Here is a 20,947-nt window from a genome sequence, read left to right as displayed (position 1 = left end):
CTAAAGTCAGGACTTTATTGCTTTGCGCCTAATTTAGCAGGATTTTTCGTTGCCTGTAAAATCACGAACTTATTGTTAGAAGCGACTAATTTCACATTTTTGTCGCCAAATAGACGTTTTAGCTTCGCATCGTAACCAAGGTGACGGTTTCCTATGACCAATAGTTTGCCATCTTGGTTCAGTATTTGTTTGGCATCGCAGAACATTTGCCATGCAATGTGATCAGTAATCGCTTGCTGCTGGTGGAAAGGCGGGTTACACATCACCATACAAGTACTGCTTGATTTAAATCCATCCAAACAGTTGTTGGCAATGCACTGAATATCACGCTCTTCTCCTAAATTCGCCAATAAGTTTTGTTTCGCAGACTCGACAGCCATAAAGCTCTCATCGACACAAGTCAGGCGTGCTTGGGGATTCAATTGCCCCATCTTTACGGATAGAACACCATTACCACAACCAAGATCGATGACGTGTTTTAGCTCCGAATCTTGAGGGAGGTGTTGAAGCATAAAGCGTGCCCCCAAATCCAGGCTTTCACCAGAGTAAACATTTGGCAGGTTTTTGAGTTCGATGTTTTCGCCGTCAACTCCCCATACTGTCATTGGGTCTACTTCCATAACAGGTTGCGCATTTGCGTGTGAGAAGACTAGACGGTGCTTTTTCCATGCTAGAGAGGTTTTTGTCTCGCCTAAGTATTTTTCGAATAATTTCAGTGTCGAAGTATGGATCTCTTTCGCTTTATTGACCGCAATAATAGGGCAGGTCGCGGGCAACGTTTTACGCAATTGACTCAACAGCCAAACAAGATGTCGGTTGCTTTTAGGTAGCTGTAACAAAACCAAGTCTGCATTCGCAGGAATCTCATCCATGGTGGTGAGAAATGCGGCCTTGTTGCCACCATTTTGCTCTAGGTTTTGTTGTGCTCCCTTGTGGGAGATAAAAGAATCACTGACTAAAGTGACATTGTGTTTGTCTGAAAACCAGCAAGCCAACGCACCAAAGTTATCGTTAATAACCACGATATTTTGATTGTCAGGCAGTGCAAGTTCTTCCACGTGATTGATGAGGTATTCATCACCTGCGTCCCATGCTTGAAGAGTCTCATTAGAGCGCATTGGGAAACGATGTAGGGTCAGGCTACGATCATGAAGATTCAATTCGGTTTTCATAACTAAACGTAAGTAGATTCGGAAATTAGTGATTATTGTCGCAAATGATGAAGATTCAAGATACAAAAAGCTGTCAAATTTACTGATTTTCACAGGCTTTTAGCGAACTACCTGGCGTTGAAGAACTCGCAGCGGGGCGTTTCGTTGATTTCATTTAGTAAACTAGAGTATATACTTACCGAATTGGCATCAATGAGGACTGAATATGATCCAAGAAATCATAGAAAAGAAACTGCACAGTGAGCTGCAACCTAATTATTTGAAAGTGATCAATGAGAGCTATATGCATAACGTTCCGCCGGGTTCTGAAAGTCACTTCAAAGTGATTGTGGTGAGTGATGCATTTGCGGGTCAGCGCCTTATTGGACGTCACCGTCAGGTACATACTGTATTGGCTGATGAGCTCGATAATCACATTCATGCATTAGCGATCCACACTTACACCAACGAAGAGTGGAAGCTTGAACAAGATGGGGCACCAGATAGTCCTATGTGTATGGGTGGCGGTCGCTAGAGCGCGATTAAAACACTGATTTAAAAAGATGGTTTCGGCCATCTTTTTTTGTTTTACATCTTTTCAGGACAAAAATGTGGCACAAATAAAGGTTATAAAAAGTGTTAACAGTGTTTCAACAAATGAATGAAAATTAATGCATGTTTCAAAGCATGAATGTTTTTATTCCATATCAAATATATGGGAATTGGCATTTGTGCGTTCGGTCAAACTTATGACTATTCTTTAACCTTTTAGACCTTGTTCTACCGAAATAAACCCTCCTTTCCTAAGATTGGTCATGGCATCAAGTTCCTAAAAAATGCTAGACTACGGCACCTGATAAATCTCGCCTAATATTTGTGACGAGATAATTAATAGGATGTTGCGATTTTGATGTTTTAAACAACATCAAAACCGGACACTGATGTCGTGTCTAAAAGTTACGCAATCAAAAGAATCTTTTTCCCGATAAAAGTAGTGCAAGTGCGTATGATTACAATAAAGAAGGGCTTGGATCTTCCTATCGCAGGAGCTCCATCCCAGGTGATTAATGATGGTAAGACCATCAAAAAAGTCGCCTTGCTTGGCGAAGAGTACGTTGGCATGCGTCCTACCATGCATGTCCGCGTTGGCGATGAAGTGAAAAAAGCGCAAGTTCTTTTTGAAGACAAAAAGAACCCTGGCGTGAAGTTCACTGCTCCAGCAGCCGGTAAAGTGATCGAAATTAACCGTGGCGCTAAGCGTGTACTTCAATCAGTAGTGATTGAAGTAGCAGGCGAAGAGCAGGTTACATTTGATAAGTTCGAAGCAGCTCAACTAGCAGGTCTAGATCGCGAAGTGATCAAGACTCAATTGGTTGAATCTGGTCTTTGGACCGCTTTACGTACTCGTCCGTTTAGCAAGGTTCCAGCAATCGAGTCTGCTACTAAGGCTATTTTCGTAACTGCAATGGATACTAATCCACTAGCAGCACAGCCTGAGTTGATCATCAATGAACAACAAGAAGCATTCGTTGCCGGTCTAGACATTCTTTCAGCCCTGACAGAAGGCAAGGTTTACGTATGTAAGTCTGGCACTAGCTTGCCACGCTCTTCTCAGTCAAACGTAGAAGAACACGTCTTCGATGGCCCTCACCCAGCAGGTCTTGCTGGCACCCACATGCATTTCCTATACCCAGTGAATGCAGAAAATGTGGCATGGAGCATCAACTACCAAGACGTTATCGCGTTCGGTCAGCTTTTCCTAACTGGTGAGCTTTACACTGATCGTGTTGTGTCTCTAGCTGGTCCTGTTGTGAACAACCCACGTCTTCTTCGTACAGTTGTTGGTGCTTCTCTTGAAGACCTAACTGACAGCGAGTTGATGCCTGGTGAAGTTCGTGTGATTTCAGGCTCGGTACTTTCTGGTACTCAAGCGTCTGGTCCACATGCCTACCTAGGTCGTTACCACCAACAAGTTTCTGTGTTACGCGAAGGTCGTGACAAAGAACTGTTTGGCTGGGCTGTACCTGGTAAAAACAAGTTCTCAATCACGAAATCTTTCCTTGGTCACATCTTCAAAGGTCAGTTGTTCAACATGACAACAACGACTAACGGTAGTGACCGTGCAATGGTTCCAATCGGCAACTACGAGCGCGTAATGCCGCTTGATATGGAACCGACACTGCTACTTCGTGATCTATGTGCAGGCGATACTGATAGTGCTCAAGCACTTGGTGCGCTTGAACTGGATGAAGAAGATCTAGCATTGTGTACCTTTGTATGTCCTGGTAAATACGAGTACGGTCTGTTACTTCGTGAATGCCTAGATACCATCGTGAAGGAAGGGTAATCCATGCTTAAGAAATTCATTGAGGATATCGAGCATCATTTTGAACCAGGCGGTAAGCACGAAAAGTGGTTTGCACTGTACGAAGCAGCAGCAACACTATTCTACACGCCAGGTCTAGTAACAAAACGTAGCTCGCACGTTCGTGATAGCGTTGACTTAAAACGTATCATGATCATGGTTTGGTTCGCAGTATTCCCAGCAATGTTCTGGGGGATGTACAATGCGGGTGGCCAAGCTATCGCAGCACTTAACCACATGTACGCTGGTGACCAACTAGCGACAGTTATCGCAGGTAACTGGCACTACTGGCTAACAGAAATGCTTGGTGGCACCATCGGTGCAGAAGCTGGCGTTGGCAGTAAGATGCTACTAGGTGCGACTTACTTCCTACCAATCTACGCAACAGTATTTATTGTTGGTGGTTTCTGGGAAGTGCTTTTCTGTATGGTGCGTAAGCACGAAGTTAACGAAGGTTTCTTTGTAACTTCTATCCTGTTCGCACTTATCGTTCCACCAACGCTACCTTTATGGCAAGCGGCACTAGGTATCACATTTGGTGTTGTTGTTGCTAAAGAGATCTTCGGTGGTACAGGTCGTAACTTCCTGAACCCTGCTCTTGCAGGTCGTGCTTTCCTATTCTTCGCTTACCCAGCGCAAATCTCGGGTGACGTAGTATGGACTGCGGCTGACGGCTTCTCTGGTGCAACTGCTCTTAGCCAATGGGCTCACGGCGGTAGCGGCGCATTGATCAACAACATCACTGGCGCTCCTATCACTTGGATGGATGCATTCATCGGTAACATCCCAGGCTCAATTGGTGAAGTATCAACGCTTGCTCTAATGATCGGTGCAGCGATGATCGTTTACATGCGAATCGCTTCATGGCGCATCATCGCAGGTGTAATGATCGGTATGATCGCAGTATCGACACTATTCAACGTGATCGGTTCTGACACCAACCCAATGTTCAACATGCCATGGCACTGGCACCTAGTTCTAGGTGGTTTTGCATTCGGTATGTTCTTCATGGCAACTGACCCAGTATCAGCTTCATTTACTAACGGTGGTAAATGGTGGTACGGCATCCTAATCGGTGCAATGTGTGTGATGATCCGTGTAGTTAACCCGGCTTACCCAGAGGGTATGATGCTGGCGATTCTATTCGCGAACCTGTTCGCACCTCTGTTCGACCATGTAGTTATCGAGAAGAACATCAAGCGGAGACTAGCACGCTATGGCAAGTAATAACGACAGCATTAAAAAGACGCTGGGTGTTGTTGTCGGGTTGAGCCTTGTTTGTTCAATCATCGTATCAACAGCAGCAGTGGGTCTGCGTGACCAGCAAAAAGCTAACGCTGTACTAGATAAGCAATCTAAGATCATCGAAGTTGCGGGTATCGACGCTGAAGGTAAGAAAGTTCCTGAGCTATTTGCTGAGTACATCGAACCTCGTCTAGTTGACTTCAAAACTGGTGATTTTGTAGAGAAAGCTGAAGACGGCTCTACAGCAGCTAACTACGACCAACGTAAAGCAGCTAAAGATCCTGCTGAGTCTATCAAGCTAACGGCTGATGAAGACAAAGCTAAGATCCTACGTCGTGCTAACACAGGTATCGTTTACCTAGTGAAAAGTGGTGATGACATTTCTAAAGTTATCATCCCAGTTCACGGTAACGGTCTATGGTCTATGATGTACGCATTCGTTGCGGTTGAAACTGACGGTAACACTGTGTCTGGTATTACTTACTACGAGCAAGGTGAAACTCCTGGACTTGGTGGTGAAGTAGAAAACCCAGCATGGCGTGCTCAATTCGTTGGTAAGAAACTATTCGACGAGAACCACAAACCAGCAATCAAGATTGTTAAAGGTGGTGCTCCAGAAGGTTCTGAACACGGCGTTGATGGCCTATCTGGTGCGACACTAACTGGTAACGGTGTTCAAGGTACATTTGACTTCTGGTTAGGTGACATGGGCTTTGGTCCTTTCCTAGCAAAAGTTCGTGACGGAGGTCTGAACTAATGTCTAGCGCACAAAACATTAAAAAGAGCATTATGGCGCCGGTGTTGGATAACAACCCGATCGCGCTGCAGGTTCTTGGTGTATGTTCTGCTCTTGCAGTAACAACTAAACTAGAAACAGCATTTGTAATGACACTAGCGGTAACTTTCGTAACTGCATTGTCTAACTTCTCTGTTTCTCTGATCCGTAACCACATTCCTAACAGTGTGCGTATCATCGTTCAGATGGCAATCATCGCATCGCTAGTAATCGTGGTAGACCAAGTGCTTAAAGCTTACCTATACGATATCTCTAAACAGCTATCTGTATTCGTAGGTCTTATCATCACGAACTGTATCGTAATGGGTCGTGCTGAAGCATTCGCAATGAAATCTGCGCCAATCCCATCACTAATTGATGGTATCGGTAACGGTCTAGGTTACGGCTTCGTTCTTATCACTGTAGGTTTCTTCCGTGAACTATTCGGTTCAGGCAAGCTATTCGGCATGGAAGTTCTACCTCTAGTGAGCAACGGTGGTTGGTACCAGCCAAACGGTCTGATGCTACTAGCACCATCTGCATTCTTCCTAATCGGCTTCCTAATCTGGGTAATCCGTATTCTGAAACCAGAACAAGTAGAAGCGAAGGAGTAAGGGCGTCATGGAACATTACATCAGTCTGCTAGTTAAATCGATTTTCATCGAAAACATGGCACTGTCTTTCTTCCTGGGTATGTGTACTTTCCTTGCCGTATCTAAGAAAGTTAAGACCTCTTTCGGTCTAGGTGTTGCAGTAGTGGTAGTACTAACTATCGCGGTTCCTGTGAACAACCTAGTTTACAACCTAGTTCTGAAAGAGAACGCGTTAGTTGAGGGCGTAGACCTTAGCTTCCTAAACTTCATCACCTTCATCGGTGTAATCGCAGCACTTGTACAGATCCTAGAGATGGTTCTTGACCGTTTCTTCCCACCTTTGTACAACGCGCTAGGCATCTTCCTACCGCTGATCACAGTAAACTGTGCGATCTTCGGTGGTGTATCTTTCATGGTACAACGTGACTACAACTTTGCTGAATCTGTTGTTTACGGTTTCGGCTCTGGTGTGGGCTGGATGCTAGCGATCGTCGCTCTTGCAGGTATCCGTGAGAAGATGAAGTACTCAGATGTACCTCCAGGTCTACGTGGTCTAGGCATCACGTTTATCACTGTAGGTCTTATGGCGTTAGGCTTTATGTCTTTCTCTGGTGTTCAACTGTAAGTCGGGTAAACCGCAACAATTAAGGAATAGTCAATGGACATTATTCTTGGTGTAGTGATGTTTACTCTGATCGTACTTGCGCTAGTACTAGTGATTCTTTTCGCTAAATCTAAGCTTGTACCAACAGGTGACATTACAATTTCTGTGAACGATGACCCTTCACTGGCGATCGTTACACAACCAGGTGGTAAGCTACTATCTGCGTTAGCTGGTGCTGGCGTATTCGTATCTTCTGCTTGTGGTGGCGGTGGCTCTTGTGGTCAGTGTCGCGTAAAAGTTAAATCAGGTGGTGGTGACATCCTACCTACCGAGCTTGACCATATTACTAAAGGTGAAGCACGTGAAGGTGAGCGTCTAGCGTGTCAGGTTGCAATGAAAACTGACATGGACATCGAGCTTCCTGAAGAGATCTTCGGCGTTAAGAAGTGGGAATGTACAGTTATCTCTAACGATAACAAAGCGACATTCATCAAAGAGCTTAAGCTACAAATTCCAGATGGCGAATCAGTACCTTTCCGTGCTGGTGGTTACATCCAGATTGAAGCGCCAGCTCACCACGTTAAGTACGCTGACTTCGATGTACCTGAAGAGTACCGTGAAGATTGGGACAAATTTAACTTGTTCCGTTACGAGTCTAAGGTAAACGAAGAAACGATCCGTGCTTACTCAATGGCTAACTACCCAGAAGAAGAAGGTATTATTATGCTGAACGTGCGTATCGCTACGCCGCCGCCTAATAATCCTGATGTACCACCTGGTATCATGTCATCGTTCATCTGGTCTCTAAAAGAAGGCGACAAGTGTACGATTTCAGGTCCGTTCGGTGAGTTCTTCGCGAAAGACACTGATGCTGAAATGGTATTCGTTGGTGGTGGTGCAGGTATGGCTCCAATGCGTTCTCATATCTTCGACCAGCTAAAACGTCTGCACTCTAAGCGTAAGATGTCATTCTGGTACGGTGCACGTTCTAAGCGTGAAATGTTCTACGTAGAAGACTTCGATGGCCTAGCGGCTGAGAACGATAACTTCGTATGGCACTGTGCACTGTCTGACCCTATGCCAGAAGATAACTGGGATGGTTACACTGGCTTCATTCACAATGTTCTTTACGAGAACTACCTACGTGATCATGAAGCGCCAGAAGACTGTGAATACTACATGTGTGGTCCACCTATGATGAACGCTGCTGTAATCGGCATGCTAAAAGATCTAGGTGTAGAGGATGAGAACATCCTTCTAGATGACTTCGGTGGTTAATCCTCCCAAGTGATTGAATCTATGGCTAGCTCTATAAGGGCTAGCCATTATTTTTTGTAACAAACAAAATGATATTCAACAGTTGATATAGGAAATCGGTTTATCTCAAGAGAACCCATTTTCCATATCAATTTAACGATAATAGGAGTAAACAAGTGAAAAAGTGGCTTGTTGCATTCGCTTCTCTATTGGTTTTGGCTGGCTGTGAGCAGCCTGCGGATCAAATTCATTTAAGTGGTCCAACGATGGGGACTACTTACAACATTAAATACATCGAGCAAGATGGTTTACCTTCACCAGAAGCGCTTCAGACTGAAATCGATCGATTGCTAGAAGAAGTGAACGATCAAATGTCGACTTACCGTGAAGATTCAGAGCTTAGCCGTTTTAATCAACATAAAACTAGCGAGCCATTTGAAGTATCGCCACAAACAGCAACGGTAGTGAAAGAAGCGATTCGCTTGAACGGTCTTACTCTAGGTGCATTAGACGTAACCGTAGGTCCACTAGTGAACCTATGGGGCTTTGGTCCAGAAGCGCGCCCAGATGTGGTTCCAACAGATGAAGAGCTAGCAGCTCGTAAAGCGAATACTGGTATCCATCACCTTTCTGTTGAAGGTAACAAGCTGTCGAAAGATATTCCAAACTTGTACGTTGACTTATCGACGATTGCCAAAGGTTGGGGTGTGGATGTTGTGGCAGATTACCTGCAATCAGAAGGCATTCATAACTACATGGTGGAAGTTGGCGGTGAAATGCGTTTGAAAGGCATAAACCGTGAAGGTGTGCCATGGCGTATTGCGATTGAAAAACCAACCGTTGATGAGCGTTCAATTCAAGAGATTATTGAACCAGGTGATATGGCAATTGCAACAAGCGGTGACTATCGTAATTACTTTGAGAGCAATGGTGTGCGATACTCTCATATCATTAACCCGCATACGGGCAAACCAATCCATCATAAGGTGGTGTCTGTAACGGTACTGGATAAATCGTCGATGACAGCTGATGGTCTTGCAACTGGTCTTATGGTGCTAGGTGAAGACAAAGGCATGGAAATCGCAAATGAGAATAATATTCCTGTTTTCATGATTGTGAAAACGGATGATGGTTTTAAAGAGCTGGCTTCGGAAGCATACAAGCCGTTCATGAAGAAATAACAACAGAAGTGAGCATGTTCTTATGAGTACATTTCTAATTACTTTTGCTGTCTTTGTTGCGGTAATTGCAGCGATGGCAGTTGGTTACATCTTCCAAAAGAAGGTCGTGAAAGGCAGCTGTGGCGGTCTAGGTGCGGTTGGTATTGAGAAAGTATGTAACTGCCCAGAACCATGTGATGCACGTAAGAAGCGCGAAGCACGTGAAGCAGCCCGCGCAGAGAAGCTTGCTGCATGGGAAAAAGATCGCATTGCTTAATATGCGATAATAAGAATGATAAAACCCAGCCAATGGCTGGGTTTTGTTTTTTCGGCTTTGGTTTCTGTTTGAATATTGAATTAGGTTGGTGACATTAAGTGCCGTCTACTGAGATACGGTTTGATTCCGCCCGTTTCCTTTCGCTTGATACAAACGGTCATCCGCGATTTTAATTTGCTGATCTAAATTGCCCTTGATGTTTGAAACACCGACGCTGATGGTTACTTGAATCTGGTCATCTTGATAAGGAATCGGAGTTTTCTCTACGCGTTGACGCATTTGCTCTAAACGTGTCACAAAGTCGTCGTAGCTGCCGTAGGCTTGGATGCAAAACTCTTCGCCCCCGAATCGTGTAATCACATCATCAGGAAAATAGATTTTTAATATATTGGCGACCATAACAAGTGCAGCATCGCCACCATCATGACCATAGTTATCATTCACTTTCTTAAAGAAATCGATATCTAGCATAGCAATATTGCGTTGCTCATCGTTGTCACATGTTTGCCCAAATAAAAAGCGACGGTTCCATAAGCCAGTGAGTGAATCTTGGTTCGCCATTCTAAATAAATCTGTTGTGGCTTCTTTCATATCCAAGATTTGATGGACCCGACAAAAGAACTCTTCTTGATTAAAAGGCTTGTACAGAAAGTCGTTTGCTCCCGCTTTTAGAAAGCGCGCTGTCATTGAGTGGTCATCACTTCCAGAGATCCCAAGGATCGCCAATTGGTTTTTATCGAGCTTTTGGCGAAGCTCTCGGATCATAGTGATGCCATCTTTGATTGGCATATCATGGTCGGTCAGAACCAAGGTAATATCTGGATTTTGTTCAATAACTTCGATTGCTTGTTGACCATTCTCGGCTTGCAATGTCTGGATGTATTGATGCTCAAGTAATTGTACGACATGGCGGCGAACTGTCATTGAGTCATCAACAACCAGACATTTGTGTTGCTGGTTGTTGGTCAGGCGTTTAATCAGAGGAAGAAGGTAAGAAACGGAGGCCATGCTGTCTTTTAAGATGTAATCGAGTACGCCTTTTGCCAGCATCTTTTCACGAGCATCATCTTGCAACATCGCCGTAAGCACGATGACTTTTTGTTGGTGAGAAAGGACTAAATCGATGATCTCACCGTCCTGCGCATCCGGTAAGCAGTAATCTAAAACTGCACAGAGAAGCTCAGGCTGAGACGTTAAAATAGATTGTGCTTCCGCATAGCTTTCGGCAGCAAGTACTTCATAACCCGCCTGATTTAAGATTTGTTGTAAGTAGTTATTAAAGGCGCGACTGTCTTCGACGACCAGTATTTTATTACTCAAAAAGTTTCCCTACTTTCGTATATAAATCAACTTTAGTGTTATAGAAGTCAATAATAATGAAATGTCACTTTAATGCCATGAAAAATTGTTGCTACCTGACTCCAGATAACACTATTTCCAATACGTGTATTTACAGCTATACTGTTTTTTTAAACAGTATTTATTTGTGTGCGGAACGTGATTGAGCGAGTCAGAAAAATAATTCACGTTGATATGGATTGCTTTTATGCAGCGGTCGAGATGCGTGACAACCCCAGTTATCGTGGTATTGCGCTTGCCGTTGGCGGTCATGAGAAACAACGCGGCGTGATCAGCACCTGTAACTATGAAGCGCGTAAATTCGGTGTGCGCAGTGCGATGCCAACAGCCAGAGCGCTTCAACTTTGCCCCCATTTGCTCGTCGTCCCGGGACGAATGCACGTATACAAACAAGTGTCCCAACAGATCCGTACCATTTTCGAGCGATACACGCCACTTATCGAGCCACTATCACTTGATGAGGCGTATCTTGATGTGACTGACTCGACTGCTTGTCGGGGTTCTGCAACCTTAATCGCAGAATCGATCCGCAATGATATCTGGAATGAGCTTGGACTTACTGCATCGGCAGGTATTGCACCGATTAAGTTTCTTGCCAAAGTGGCTTCAGACATGAATAAACCCAATGGGCAATTTGTTATTCCGCCAGAAAAGGTTCAAGAAGTCGTAGACAAACTGCCGTTAGAAAAGATTCCAGGAGTTGGTAAAGTGAGCTTGGAGAAGCTACATCAAGCGGGCTTTTACCTATGTGAGGACATCAAAAACAGCGACTATCGTGAGCTGCTACGTCAATTTGGACGCCAAGGTGCTTCGCTTTGGAGCCGTAGTCATGGCATCGACGATCGTGAAGTGGTGGTTGAGCGTGAACGTAAGTCGGTTGGGGTCGAGCGCACCTTTAGCGAAAACATTGTGACTTACGATGAATGCTGGCAGGTGATTGAAGACAAGCTCTACCCTGAACTAGAGAAACGATTGGAAAAAGCCTGTCCGGATAAGTCTATTATCAAACAGGGTATTAAACTCAAATTTGCCGATTTTCAACTCACGACAATTGAGCACATCCACCCTCAGTTAGAGCTCGATGACTTTAAAGTACTGTTAAGAGATATACTCAAGCGCCAAAATGGTCGAGAGATACGCTTATTAGGCTTAAGTGTGATGCTCAAGCCTGAGCAACAAGCGCGTCAATTGAGTTTCTTCTAAGCTCGCGCTAATTCAACCTGCTTTAGTACTTGCTCAAAAGAGACATTTGCCATTGACCCATAACCGCGTAACTTGCTCGCTTTCAGTTGCGTGATAATTGGTGTGCTAATTCCACATAAGAAGCGTGCGACAGCTGCATTGCTAATCGCCGTTGGTGAAAGCTGGACAAATTCATCAACCCAAGTCGATAGGTGTCCCAATTCAGGTTGTGTTTGTTGTGGTTGAGGAAAAGATGCGACTTGTCCACGACACACTGAACAGTGACCACATTGAGTTGGAGCATCGTGATCGGCAAAGTACTGCGCCAGTTGGTGACTTAAACAGTCTGACGATTGGAACAGACTCAACATAGTATGAATTCGTTCAATGTCCTTGTGTTCTTTGGATTGGAACAACTCAATTAAATGCTGAGAGATAGCTTCTTGGCTTTGAGTGGCAGGGAGAACCGAGTACACATCCGTAAGCTGTTTGCTTTCTAATTCAATCCAGCCATTTTGGTGGAAGTAATCTAGCGCCGCAACTACACGGCTGCGCTCAGACTGATAGTTCATCCATAATGCTTCTAAATCCACTTGGCACCATACTTTGGCTTTGGTTGAACAAGCAAAAATGGCTTCAACAAACTGACGTCTCTCGCCTTGGAACTGATTAAGGATGAAACTTTGTTCTTGTAAAAACTTGAAGCGATATTCTGCAAAATAACTGTATTTGGCTTCAATTACTTTTGCCAGTTCTAGGTAAACTAATAAGGTTTTTAGCGGAAGTTGGCGAATGTTGCTGTCGCGAGATAATCGCAACGCCATCACCTCCCACTGTGGAGTGTTCTCGCGAATTTGCTCCAGTACATAATTGATTGAGCTTGGCTCTGGCGTGTCACCGTAAACAAAGTTCTCTAATACCGTTAAGCCGGAGGTATTGCCCAAAAGAATACACTCCGAACGCTGTCCATCACGTCCGGCGCGCCCAATTTCTTGTGCGTAGTTTTCGATAGATTTTGGTAAATCGAAGTGAATAACACGGCGAATATCAGATTTATCTACCCCCATCCCAAATGCGATTGTTGCGACAATGCAGTCGATTTGCGAGTCCATAAACTGTTGTTGAATTTTCTCACGAATGTCGCTCTTCATACCCGCATGATAAGCGTGAGCATTGATGCCTAAACGGATAAGAGAGCTGGCAACTTGCTCAGCGGTCTGTTGCTGAGTGACATACACGATGCTCGGTAGTTTAGGTGTTGCAGCAATGATGTCATTCAGTTGCGTTTGCTTATTTTCTTCGTCGCAAGGCACCACAGAAATATCGAGATTAGGACGATAGAAGCCAGTAACCGTAATGTTCTCACCAGCGATATTAAACTTGTTTTGCATGTCCTCGATAACCGCTGGCGTTGCCGTTGCGGTTAGCAAGAGCGTTTGAGGGATATTCAGTTCACGTTGGTATTGTGGCAGTTTAAGGTAGTCAGGACGGAAGTTATGACCCCATTCCGAGATACAGTGTGCTTCATCGACCACCATCAAAGAGAGCGGAATCTGACGAATGAATTCACGAAAACGTTCGTTCTTGAGCCGCTCTACCGAAATCATCAAAATCTTAATCTGCCCATTCTTCACGCCAGCCATAACTTGCTGCGCTTCTTCTCGGCTTTGGCTACTGTCGATAGATGCCGCAGCTATGCCTTTACTTTGCAGGAAACCGAGCTGATCTTTCATCAGAGCAAGAAGTGGTGAAATCACCAGTGTTAGGTGTGGTAACTGGGTTGCAGGAAGTTGGTAGCAAAGTGATTTCCCCGAACCAGTCGGAAAGATGGCTGCTGCCGAGTGTCCGTTCATTACTGCTTCAATCACCGGCTGTTGACCGGGTCTTAATGAGTCAAATCCGAACACAGATTGAAGCGTTTGCTGAAGCGAGGCACTTTGCATAATAGGGAAACCTTGGTTTGATGATAAACTGGGTTACATTAACACACCCTGAGTGCCTAACGCGCGCCCTAAAAGTATGAACAAAGCTGATTTAGTCCAAATAATCATTCAACAACTTGAAGATAAATTGCACGTTGCTCACGCCTCGACACAAAGAGCCATTGACGCCGCGACCGATGAAGAAACAGTGCCAGAGCACAAGTACGACACCCTAGCACTTGAAGCTTCGTATCTGGCGCACGGGCAAGCGATGCGTGTGCAAGAAAGTGAAGAAGAGCTTCGTCAGTACCGTGCTCTTGTACTACGTGACTTTGTCGATGCTCGTATCGCGGTTGGTGCTTATGTGGAATTAGTCGACGAGAACGATGTTGAAAAAACCTTTTTTATCGGTCCTTGCTCTGGTGGACTGACTGTTAAATGGCAAGGCAAAGAGGTATTTGTACTTACTCCAAAATCTCCCCTTGGTCGTGCTTTGATTGGCAGAGAAGAAGGGGAAGAGATTGATGTGAAAATTGGTGATAAAACAAATTGTTATGAAGTCGTGACGATTTGCTGACATCGTATCCATAGTTGGTTGTTATAGTTAAGCGGAATAATCATGAAAAAAGAGAAAGTAATGAAGAAACTGCTCACACTCTCATTGTTGACCATCAGCGCCAGTGGCTATGCAGCCCAGTGTCGCGTCGATATTAACAACGAAGTTCGTATGGATGGTCAGAACTTAGAAATCGTACATACCAATGGTGAAAAAGCGGTTGTCGACGAAGACAATAACCTGTTCATTAAAGGCGAACTGATTGAGCTTGATGATGATCAGAAAGCGGCAATCGAGAATTACCGCGAGAAGATGAATGCTTATATTCCCCAAGCAAAACAACTGGCAAGTGATGGCTTAGCATTAGCGAACGACATTATTGATGACATTGCGGTCAGTCTTGATGCGCCAGACTCGTTTGATAATGTTAAAGTCGCGATAAAGGACTTCTTCGCAGATGTGGAAGCGCGTTACTACAAAGATGGTGATTTTATTCTGCCTGCTGACAGCTTTGAATCGATGACAGAATCGTGGTCAAAGGACTTCGAGAAGGCACAAGAAATTTTCAACAAAGAATTCCTAGCCAGCGCTTTTGATGCGTTGTCTGCCAAGATGAAAGAAGATGGTGGTTTGAATTTAACTGCACTGTCTGAAAGCATGACAGAACTGCAAGCTAAGGTACAAGAACGCCTAGCAGAGCACTCGAAAGACGTAGAGAAACAAGCGGAAGATTTGTGTGAATCACTGGATGATATGGCTGGTGAAGAACAGGATCTGCTGAAGAAAATTCCAGAGCTAAAAGACTATCAAGTCTTCACGATTTAATTTGCGAAGCAGACACAACAAAGAGCGCCTATTATCGGCGCTCTTTTTACATGGGTACTATTCAGTATCTATTCGAGTTATTCAGCATTCATTTGAGTTAACTTGTCACCCACTGGTTTTGAGAAGTTAAAGCCATCATGCTCATCCCAATTGATTGACCATGTCATCACACCAGCGTAGTTCGGGTAGTTGAACGCTGGTTTCACTGTGCCACATGAAGTGCCCTTGGTTAAGCAATCTAACGCATCAAGGATGTTCTGTGTTGGTGCTTGACCAGAGTTAGCTGAGCTCGGTCCCGATGGCAAGCCAATCGCGACTTGGTCATCACGTAGTGGCTCAAACATGGTGCCATCTGCTAATTCAAAGCCCTCAATCAACATCTTAGATTGCGCCACCATCATATCCACTGAGCCTTCTGGTGCCGATCCTGGTAAGTAAGGGTTTGGCAAACCACCATTGTTGTACAACTGTACGTGTAGTAGGTCGAGCGTGCTGCGCGTCTCATTGATCACTGGAATGTATGCGCCCCAGATGCCGCTGTAAGCCACATAGCCACCTTGCACGTAAGGGTGTTCTGGTGCCATGGTGAGGTACATATCGCCGCCCATGTTCTGTTCAATTTGCAACAAAGCTCGACCTAAACGCGCTTGGATTTGCGAACCATGCAGTAGGTTAGAGCCACTTTCTAGATCCACATCCAAACCATCGAAGCCCCATTCGGCAATCAGTGCGGTCAGGCTCGATACAAAGTTTGCTTCATCTTGGTCGGTGTTCAGTGTAATCGTACCTTCAGCGCCACCAAGAGATAGAACAAACTTCTTACCTTTGGCTTGCAATGCAGCCATGTCTTGTTTGAACTGGGTTGGATCTAATGCAGGACAATCACTATAGATGTCTCCAGAGTACAAGTTGAAATGTACGGTACCATCGCTGTTGCGGTCATTTTCTGCAAAGGCAATATCAATCACATCCCATGCATCAGACATATCAGCTAAGCGGATAGGGCAGCCTGCGCCGTTCACGAAGTTGTGCCAGTAGCCAATCAACTTGTGGCGTTTCTCGGTTTTCTCGACCACGGCAATAGAAGCGGCATCAGAAAGTGCTGTTGTGCCTGAAAGGTCGGTGGCTTGAGCGCTTACCGTAAAGTTGCCTATCGCGGCTGGTGTCCAGTTCGTCGAGTAAGGTGCTGTCGTGTCTGTTGCGACAATTGTTCCGTTCACCATAAAGTCGACGTGTTTAACGCCAGAGGTTAATGAGGTTGCATCCGCGCTTAGGACGAGATTTTTACCTAAACCTACGGTTTGACCTGCACTCGGTGACGTCAATGAAATCACCAAGTCTTGGTCACTCACTGTCACGTTAACAACAGACTCGGAAATATTATTATCGTTGTCTGTTGCAACGGCTTTAAGTTGATTTGTGCCAACTAGCGTTGCATTCCATAAAACGGAATATGGCGCTTGAGCGACCACGCCTAAGCTGGTGCTATTAGCAAAGAACTCAACTTGACTCACGTTACCATCTGCATCACTGGCATCTGCTGAGATCTCAACATTGCTACCAGCAAGTAAGACTTGACCTTCACCTGGTGCGGTAATAGCAACTTGAGGCGGCGTTGAGCAGGCTCCTAAGTCAGTCCACGCATCTTGCCAGTACAAACCTTCACCCGGTTCATAAGCCCAGGCTGCATCAGAAGAACACCAACCTGCAACATCACAGCGGTATTTCTGGTTGAGGTTAGAGACTAGTGTACCGACTTCATAGCGGTTACCGGCAACATAAGGCACGGCGTCTGCACAACCACCAGAGTTGGAGTCACTGACGACGAGTGAGACTTCTTGACTCATGGTCGATAGGTTTGAATCGTCGGTTGCTTGCGCTTTAAAGGTATGAGTTCCAACTGCTGCAGTCCAGACGTATTCGTACGGTGCAGTGGTATCGACGGCAACCGATTGGTTGTTTATGAAGAACTCAACTTGGGTGACTAAACCATCGCTGTCTGCTGCATCGGCGGTTACCGAAATAGTGTCACCTACACTTGGTGTTTCTGTGCCTGTTGGGTTCGTTAGAGAAACGACTGGCGGTGGTAGTTCGGTTTGTGGTTGAACGAAGATAGACACATTGGTTGTGGTTACGGCACCTTCATTGTCGGTTGCGATCGCCGTTAACTGAGAGACCCCCTCCAATGCTGTCCAGTCAGCTTGAAACGGGGATTGGGTTACAATAGCTACGGTTTGGTTCCCGGCAAGAAATTCAACTTGAGCGACTTGACCATCTTCATCTGCGGCATTGGCTAATAAGGTGATCACGCTGCCTTCTGGGATTTGCGCATTATTCGCGGGAGAAGAGAAGGACACCGTAGGAGGTAGGTTTGTACTGCCACCATCACATTGACCAAGACCTTTCCAAGCCTCCCATGGACCTGAATTGTTTACCGGATCATTACCTTGTGTCCAGTACGCCGCTTCATACGCAGCCCCTTTGGTTTGCACTTGGTCACCGGAGTTATAAACCGTTGTGTTATCCCATACAGGTAAAGTTTGGCAATTGTAGGCTTGAGCTTGATAGCTAACACTAAGGGTCGCTATCACTGCACCATGCAGTAGAGTGAACTTCATTTTTCTCTCCTTGAGTTACTCGATGTTCGCAAGAACATGAACAGATATAGTTAGATAACTAGTTGATAAATAGACCTCAGGAGAGAAAATCGAAGCGTTATGTTTCACTTTTCAACACGAAATCACGCTGAACTATTCATGCTTTACAAGCCGACTCATTATTTTTCGGCTCACTTCACGCTGATTTATAAATTCATCAAAAGGACAAAAACGGATACGTGGTGAATATGAGATGTACGTGGAAATTTACAAACTGAATGTCTGCTAATTGATCCGATTGTCGAGTAATTAACCTAATCACTCTTGTTGAGTAGACGATATTGCTATAGTGTACTAGTCAGCTAGTTCATTGATATTTTGTGTGAGTGGTATGACACAACAAACTTCTTCTCAGCCTCGTGAGCATTTTGGCTCTCGTCTTGGATTCATTTTAGCGGCAGCCGGTGCTGCGGTGGGTCTAGGTAACATTTGGGGGTTTCCTACTCAAGCAGCAAGTAACGGCGGTGGTGCCTTCTTGTTGGTTTACTTGGTGATGATTCTTATCGTTGCATTTCCAATGCTGGTGGTTGAAATGGCGATTGGCCGTCATGGTCAGGCCAACCCTGTTGACAGTATGCGCTCTCTAACAGACAACCCAATAGGCAAAAAGCTTGGTGGTCTTGTTGGTTGGATTGGTCTGAGTGTGCCAAGTGCCGTTTTGGCATTTTACTCGATTGTTGGCGGCTGGTTGATTTGCTTTATGTTGGGGGCTATTACCGACATTATGGGCATGGAGGCAGCAACACAATGGTTGAAAGGCTTCAGTGTTGAGCGCAATTTGTTTGGTACGATTACATTTTATGTATTAACCATTTTGATCGTACAAGGCGGCGTGAAGCAAGGCATTGAGAAATGGTCTACACGACTAATGCCTGCACTGTTTGTTCTATTTGGTCTGCTGTTCATCTACATCATGACGCAAAACGGTGCGATGGAAGGTTTGAAGCATTACCTAGTGCCTGATTTCGAGAAAGTATGGGATCGCAAGCTTATTCTTGCAGCAATGGGACAAGGTTTCTTCTCTCTGACCATTGGTGGCTGCTCGATGCTTATTTACGGCTCTTACTTAAGCAAGAAAGAGAACCTACCGAAGATGGCAATGAACGTAACCATGGTAGACACCGCAGTTGCCTTTATTGCGGGTCTAGTGGTGATGCCTGCGATGTTCGTTGCGATGCAAAAAGGCGTTCAAATCTACGCAGAAGATGGTTCGCTATTGAGTTCTGATACGCTGGTATTTACTGTTCTGCCATTGATGTTTGATAGCTTAGGTTTGCTTGGTCAACTGTTCTCAATCGTCTTCTTCTTACTACTGACGATTGCGGCACTGACATCATCTATCTCGATGCTTGAATGCCCAGTGGCATTGGTGGGTGAGCGATTTAACACCAAACGTAGCACGACGAGTTGGGTTTTAGGTGGTCTGATTGCGCTATTTAGTGTGGTTATCGTATTTAACTTTGGTGCTCTGTTTGGCATGGTTGCGACTATCGCAACGCAATACTTACAGCCTATGGCGGCGTTATTGTTCTGTTTATTTGGTGGTTGGGTATGGAACCGTCACTCGAAGATTAAAGAACTTGAGCAAGGCTGTCCGGAGTTCACTCAAGGTTGGTTCGGTAAGCTGTGGCCGGCATACGTGAAGTTTGTTTGTCCGATTCTGGTCGCGACAGTTATCTGGGCTTCGTTCGGCTAATCAGCTTACGCAAAGCACAAAAGAAAAGGGCTTGATGAATGCATCAAGCCCTTTTTTCTATTCGTTGCTTACGTTGTCCGTATTGGTTAGCGATTAACGGAACTGGCCAGCGTCAGGCAGAAAGTCAAAACCCGCCGTAGCTAGTTTTGCTTCAAGTGCTGTTCGGTCGATATCAAAGAATGCAACCAACTTATCCAGATCACCACCAAAGTCATCACGCAGCTTCATGTTGACGATGCTCATCAGCATGATTGGATCCATGGATTCGAAGTTCGCTAGATTCATTACTTATCCTCGAAATCAGAGATCAGTAGGTTTGCTGCAGCAAATGCTGCTTTATCACGAACGTCTTTTGGTAAAGACTCGTCAGCAGCAACATCATTTAGTGCTCTTACTGCACATGAGATTGCTTGAGGAACGTAAGCTTGGTCGCCACTACCAATTTGAGCGTAAAGCTCACGAACCAAATCACAACAGCCGTATACTTGCATGGCTAAATCCTTAATAAATGATAACTGCTCTCAAATATACACATAGCCGTTTTGAAACTCAAAGCAGAGAATTGTTTTGGCTCAAATTCACAGACAACTTGAGCAAACATTCATCACTGTAATTGTGTTTCCAATTGATGTGTGACTTCTGGAGAAAGATTGAGCTGCTTCGCAAGCTCTTGTAAGTAGGCTTTTTCCATAAAGTTTTGTTCATCTGCCACAATCAATGACGCGAGATAAATTTCTGATGCTTGTTGCGGTGATGTTGCCAAGCGCGCAATTTCTGCAGGATCAAGAGGCTTGTGAAGTTCTTGATGAACCAGTTGTCTTACGTGTTCGTCCGCGCCCATTTCTGTCAGGGCTTGTTCGATACGAGCCATTTCTTGTTCATCGACATGACCATCAGCTTTGGCTGCACCAATCATGGCTTTAAGGATCAGTTTCGCGTGTTTGTTGTCATCAGGATCGAAGGTTTCGTTGACGCCTTGCGTATCCTGCTTCGCTTGCCAATCGTTGTAGACTTTGTAAGCCAGTGCACCTAACGCCGCTGCGCCACCGACTTTTAGAGCTCCAGTGCCCACTTTCTTCGCCATCTTTTTGCTTTTCTTAGAGCCCATTAGCATGCCGATAAGACCGCCACCAATTGCGCCCGCACCAAGTGTTTTCAGTTGGTTAGAGCTCGATGAAGATTTGATATTGTTAGTTTGTTTACCAAGAGCATCGGCGCCTTGCTTGAGTAGGTCTGATTTGAGCGCTTGGTTAAGAAGACTTTTTAGATCCATGAGTGACCTCCTTACTAGATTAAATCCAGTGTAAGGTGATGAATCTGAAC

At 45.0% G+C, this 20,947-nt stretch carries 20 protein-coding genes; 13 read left to right on the top strand and 7 right to left on the bottom strand.

Going from position 1 to position 20,947, the window contains the following annotated elements:
• Positions 1-14: 14 nt before the first annotated feature.
• Positions 15-1,172, bottom strand: coding sequence for a methyltransferase (locus tag NL647_RS21040; RefSeq protein WP_253650649.1), 1,158 nt, complete (start codon positions 1,170-1,172; stop codon positions 15-17).
• 205 nt (positions 1,173-1,377) lie between these two features.
• Between NL647_RS21040 and bolA the strand changes: the two genes are divergently transcribed.
• The 9 genes from bolA (at position 1,378) to nqrM (ending at position 9,427) form a co-directional block, all read left to right on the top strand.
• Positions 1,378-1,686 carry a transcriptional regulator BolA gene (gene bolA / locus NL647_RS21035; protein WP_005436644.1) on the top strand — a complete coding sequence of 103 codons (309 nt, stop codon included), beginning with the start codon at positions 1,378-1,380 and terminating at the stop codon, positions 1,684-1,686.
• A 471-nt stretch (positions 1,687-2,157) separates the two neighbouring features.
• A complete protein-coding gene (locus NL647_RS21030; RefSeq protein WP_005450950.1) occupies positions 2,158-3,498 on the top strand; it encodes a Na(+)-translocating NADH-quinone reductase subunit A in 1,341 nt (446 codons plus the stop codon).
• A gap of 3 nt (positions 3,499-3,501) precedes the next feature.
• Complete coding sequence (locus NL647_RS21025; protein ID WP_005427308.1) at positions 3,502-4,743, top strand: NADH:ubiquinone reductase (Na(+)-transporting) subunit B; 1,242 nt, start codon at positions 3,502-3,504, stop codon at positions 4,741-4,743.
• Positions 4,733-5,518, top strand: coding sequence for a Na(+)-translocating NADH-quinone reductase subunit C (locus NL647_RS21020; RefSeq protein WP_005450952.1), 786 nt, complete (start codon positions 4,733-4,735; stop codon positions 5,516-5,518). The genes NL647_RS21025 and NL647_RS21020 overlap by 11 nt, the downstream gene beginning before the upstream one ends.
• Positions 5,518-6,150, top strand: a complete 633-nt coding sequence (locus NL647_RS21015) for an NADH:ubiquinone reductase (Na(+)-transporting) subunit D (RefSeq protein ID WP_005450954.1) — start codon at positions 5,518-5,520, stop codon at positions 6,148-6,150. The genes NL647_RS21020 and NL647_RS21015 overlap by 1 nt, the downstream gene beginning before the upstream one ends.
• Before the next feature lie 7 nt (positions 6,151-6,157).
• Complete coding sequence (nqrE, locus tag NL647_RS21010; protein ID WP_005436652.1) at positions 6,158-6,754, top strand: NADH:ubiquinone reductase (Na(+)-transporting) subunit E; 597 nt, start codon at positions 6,158-6,160, stop codon at positions 6,752-6,754.
• A 33-nt stretch (positions 6,755-6,787) separates the two neighbouring features.
• Positions 6,788-8,011 (top strand): NADH:ubiquinone reductase (Na(+)-transporting) subunit F, encoded by a 1,224-nt coding sequence (nqrF, locus tag NL647_RS21005; protein ID WP_009698660.1) that lies wholly within the window; start codon positions 6,788-6,790, stop codon positions 8,009-8,011.
• A gap of 155 nt (positions 8,012-8,166) precedes the next feature.
• A complete protein-coding gene (locus NL647_RS21000) occupies positions 8,167-9,171 on the top strand; it encodes an FAD:protein FMN transferase (RefSeq protein ID WP_017817737.1) in 1,005 nt (334 codons plus the stop codon).
• Positions 9,172-9,193: 22 nt separating this feature from the next.
• Entirely contained in the window at positions 9,194-9,427 is a 234-nt protein-coding gene (gene nqrM / locus NL647_RS20995; protein WP_005436655.1) for a (Na+)-NQR maturation NqrM, read from the top strand.
• Between the two features lie 105 nt (positions 9,428-9,532).
• On the opposite strand, the gene NL647_RS20990 is transcribed toward nqrM, so the two are convergent.
• A complete protein-coding gene (locus NL647_RS20990; protein WP_253650648.1) occupies positions 9,533-10,747 on the bottom strand; it encodes a diguanylate cyclase in 1,215 nt (404 codons plus the stop codon).
• Positions 10,748-10,960: 213 nt separating this feature from the next.
• On the opposite strand from NL647_RS20990, the gene dinB reads away from it, so the two are divergent.
• Entirely contained in the window at positions 10,961-11,989 is a 1,029-nt protein-coding gene (gene dinB, locus NL647_RS20985; protein WP_053053357.1) for a DNA polymerase IV, read from the top strand.
• Here the strand turns inward: dinB and NL647_RS20980 are convergent.
• Complete coding sequence (locus NL647_RS20980) at positions 11,986-13,911, bottom strand: ATP-dependent DNA helicase RecQ (RefSeq protein ID WP_053053356.1); 1,926 nt, start codon at positions 13,909-13,911, stop codon at positions 11,986-11,988. The two genes, dinB and NL647_RS20980, sit on opposite strands and share 4 nt — an antisense overlap.
• Before the next feature lie 76 nt (positions 13,912-13,987).
• On the opposite strand from NL647_RS20980, the gene NL647_RS20975 reads away from it, so the two are divergent.
• Both NL647_RS20975 and NL647_RS20970 read left to right on the top strand, forming a co-directional pair.
• The gene (locus tag NL647_RS20975) at positions 13,988-14,467 is read left to right on the top strand and encodes a GreA/GreB family elongation factor (RefSeq protein WP_005446230.1); all 480 of its coding nucleotides are present in this window, start codon (positions 13,988-13,990) and stop codon (positions 14,465-14,467) included.
• 60 nt (positions 14,468-14,527) lie between these two features.
• Positions 14,528-15,271, top strand: a complete 744-nt coding sequence (locus NL647_RS20970; RefSeq protein WP_026000226.1) for a YggN family protein — start codon at positions 14,528-14,530, stop codon at positions 15,269-15,271.
• Between the two features lie 77 nt (positions 15,272-15,348).
• Here NL647_RS20970 and NL647_RS20965 read toward each other — a convergent pair whose 3' ends face one another.
• A complete protein-coding gene (locus NL647_RS20965; protein WP_253650647.1) occupies positions 15,349-17,889 on the bottom strand; it encodes an Ig-like domain-containing protein in 2,541 nt (846 codons plus the stop codon).
• Between the two features lie 370 nt (positions 17,890-18,259).
• Between NL647_RS20965 and NL647_RS20960 the strand changes: the two genes are divergently transcribed.
• A complete protein-coding gene (locus tag NL647_RS20960) occupies positions 18,260-19,624 on the top strand; it encodes a sodium-dependent transporter (protein WP_017817741.1) in 1,365 nt (454 codons plus the stop codon).
• A 93-nt stretch (positions 19,625-19,717) separates the two neighbouring features.
• Here NL647_RS20960 and NL647_RS20955 read toward each other — a convergent pair whose 3' ends face one another.
• The 3 genes from NL647_RS20955 to NL647_RS20945 all read right to left on the bottom strand — a co-directional run bounded on the left by NL647_RS20955 (position 19,718) and on the right by NL647_RS20945 (position 20,897).
• Entirely contained in the window at positions 19,718-19,909 is a 192-nt protein-coding gene (locus NL647_RS20955; RefSeq protein WP_005446222.1) for a DUF4250 domain-containing protein, read from the bottom strand.
• The gene (locus NL647_RS20950; RefSeq protein WP_005446221.1) at positions 19,909-20,115 is read right to left on the bottom strand and encodes a YaeP family protein; all 207 of its coding nucleotides are present in this window, start codon (positions 20,113-20,115) and stop codon (positions 19,909-19,911) included. Before NL647_RS20950 ends, NL647_RS20955 begins: the two co-directional genes overlap by 1 nt.
• Positions 20,116-20,228: 113 nt before the next feature.
• On the bottom strand, positions 20,229-20,897 hold the full coding sequence (locus tag NL647_RS20945) for a tellurite resistance TerB family protein (RefSeq protein WP_053053354.1): 669 nt from the start codon (positions 20,895-20,897) through the stop codon (positions 20,229-20,231).
• Between the last annotated feature and the right edge of the window lie 50 nt (positions 20,898-20,947).

The sequence above is a fragment of the Vibrio sp. Y29_XK_CS5 genome, assembly GCF_024181835.1.
Taxonomy (GTDB): domain Bacteria; phylum Pseudomonadota; class Gammaproteobacteria; order Enterobacterales; family Vibrionaceae; genus Vibrio; species Vibrio harveyi.
This window is presented reverse-complemented; position numbering and strand designations above follow the sequence as displayed.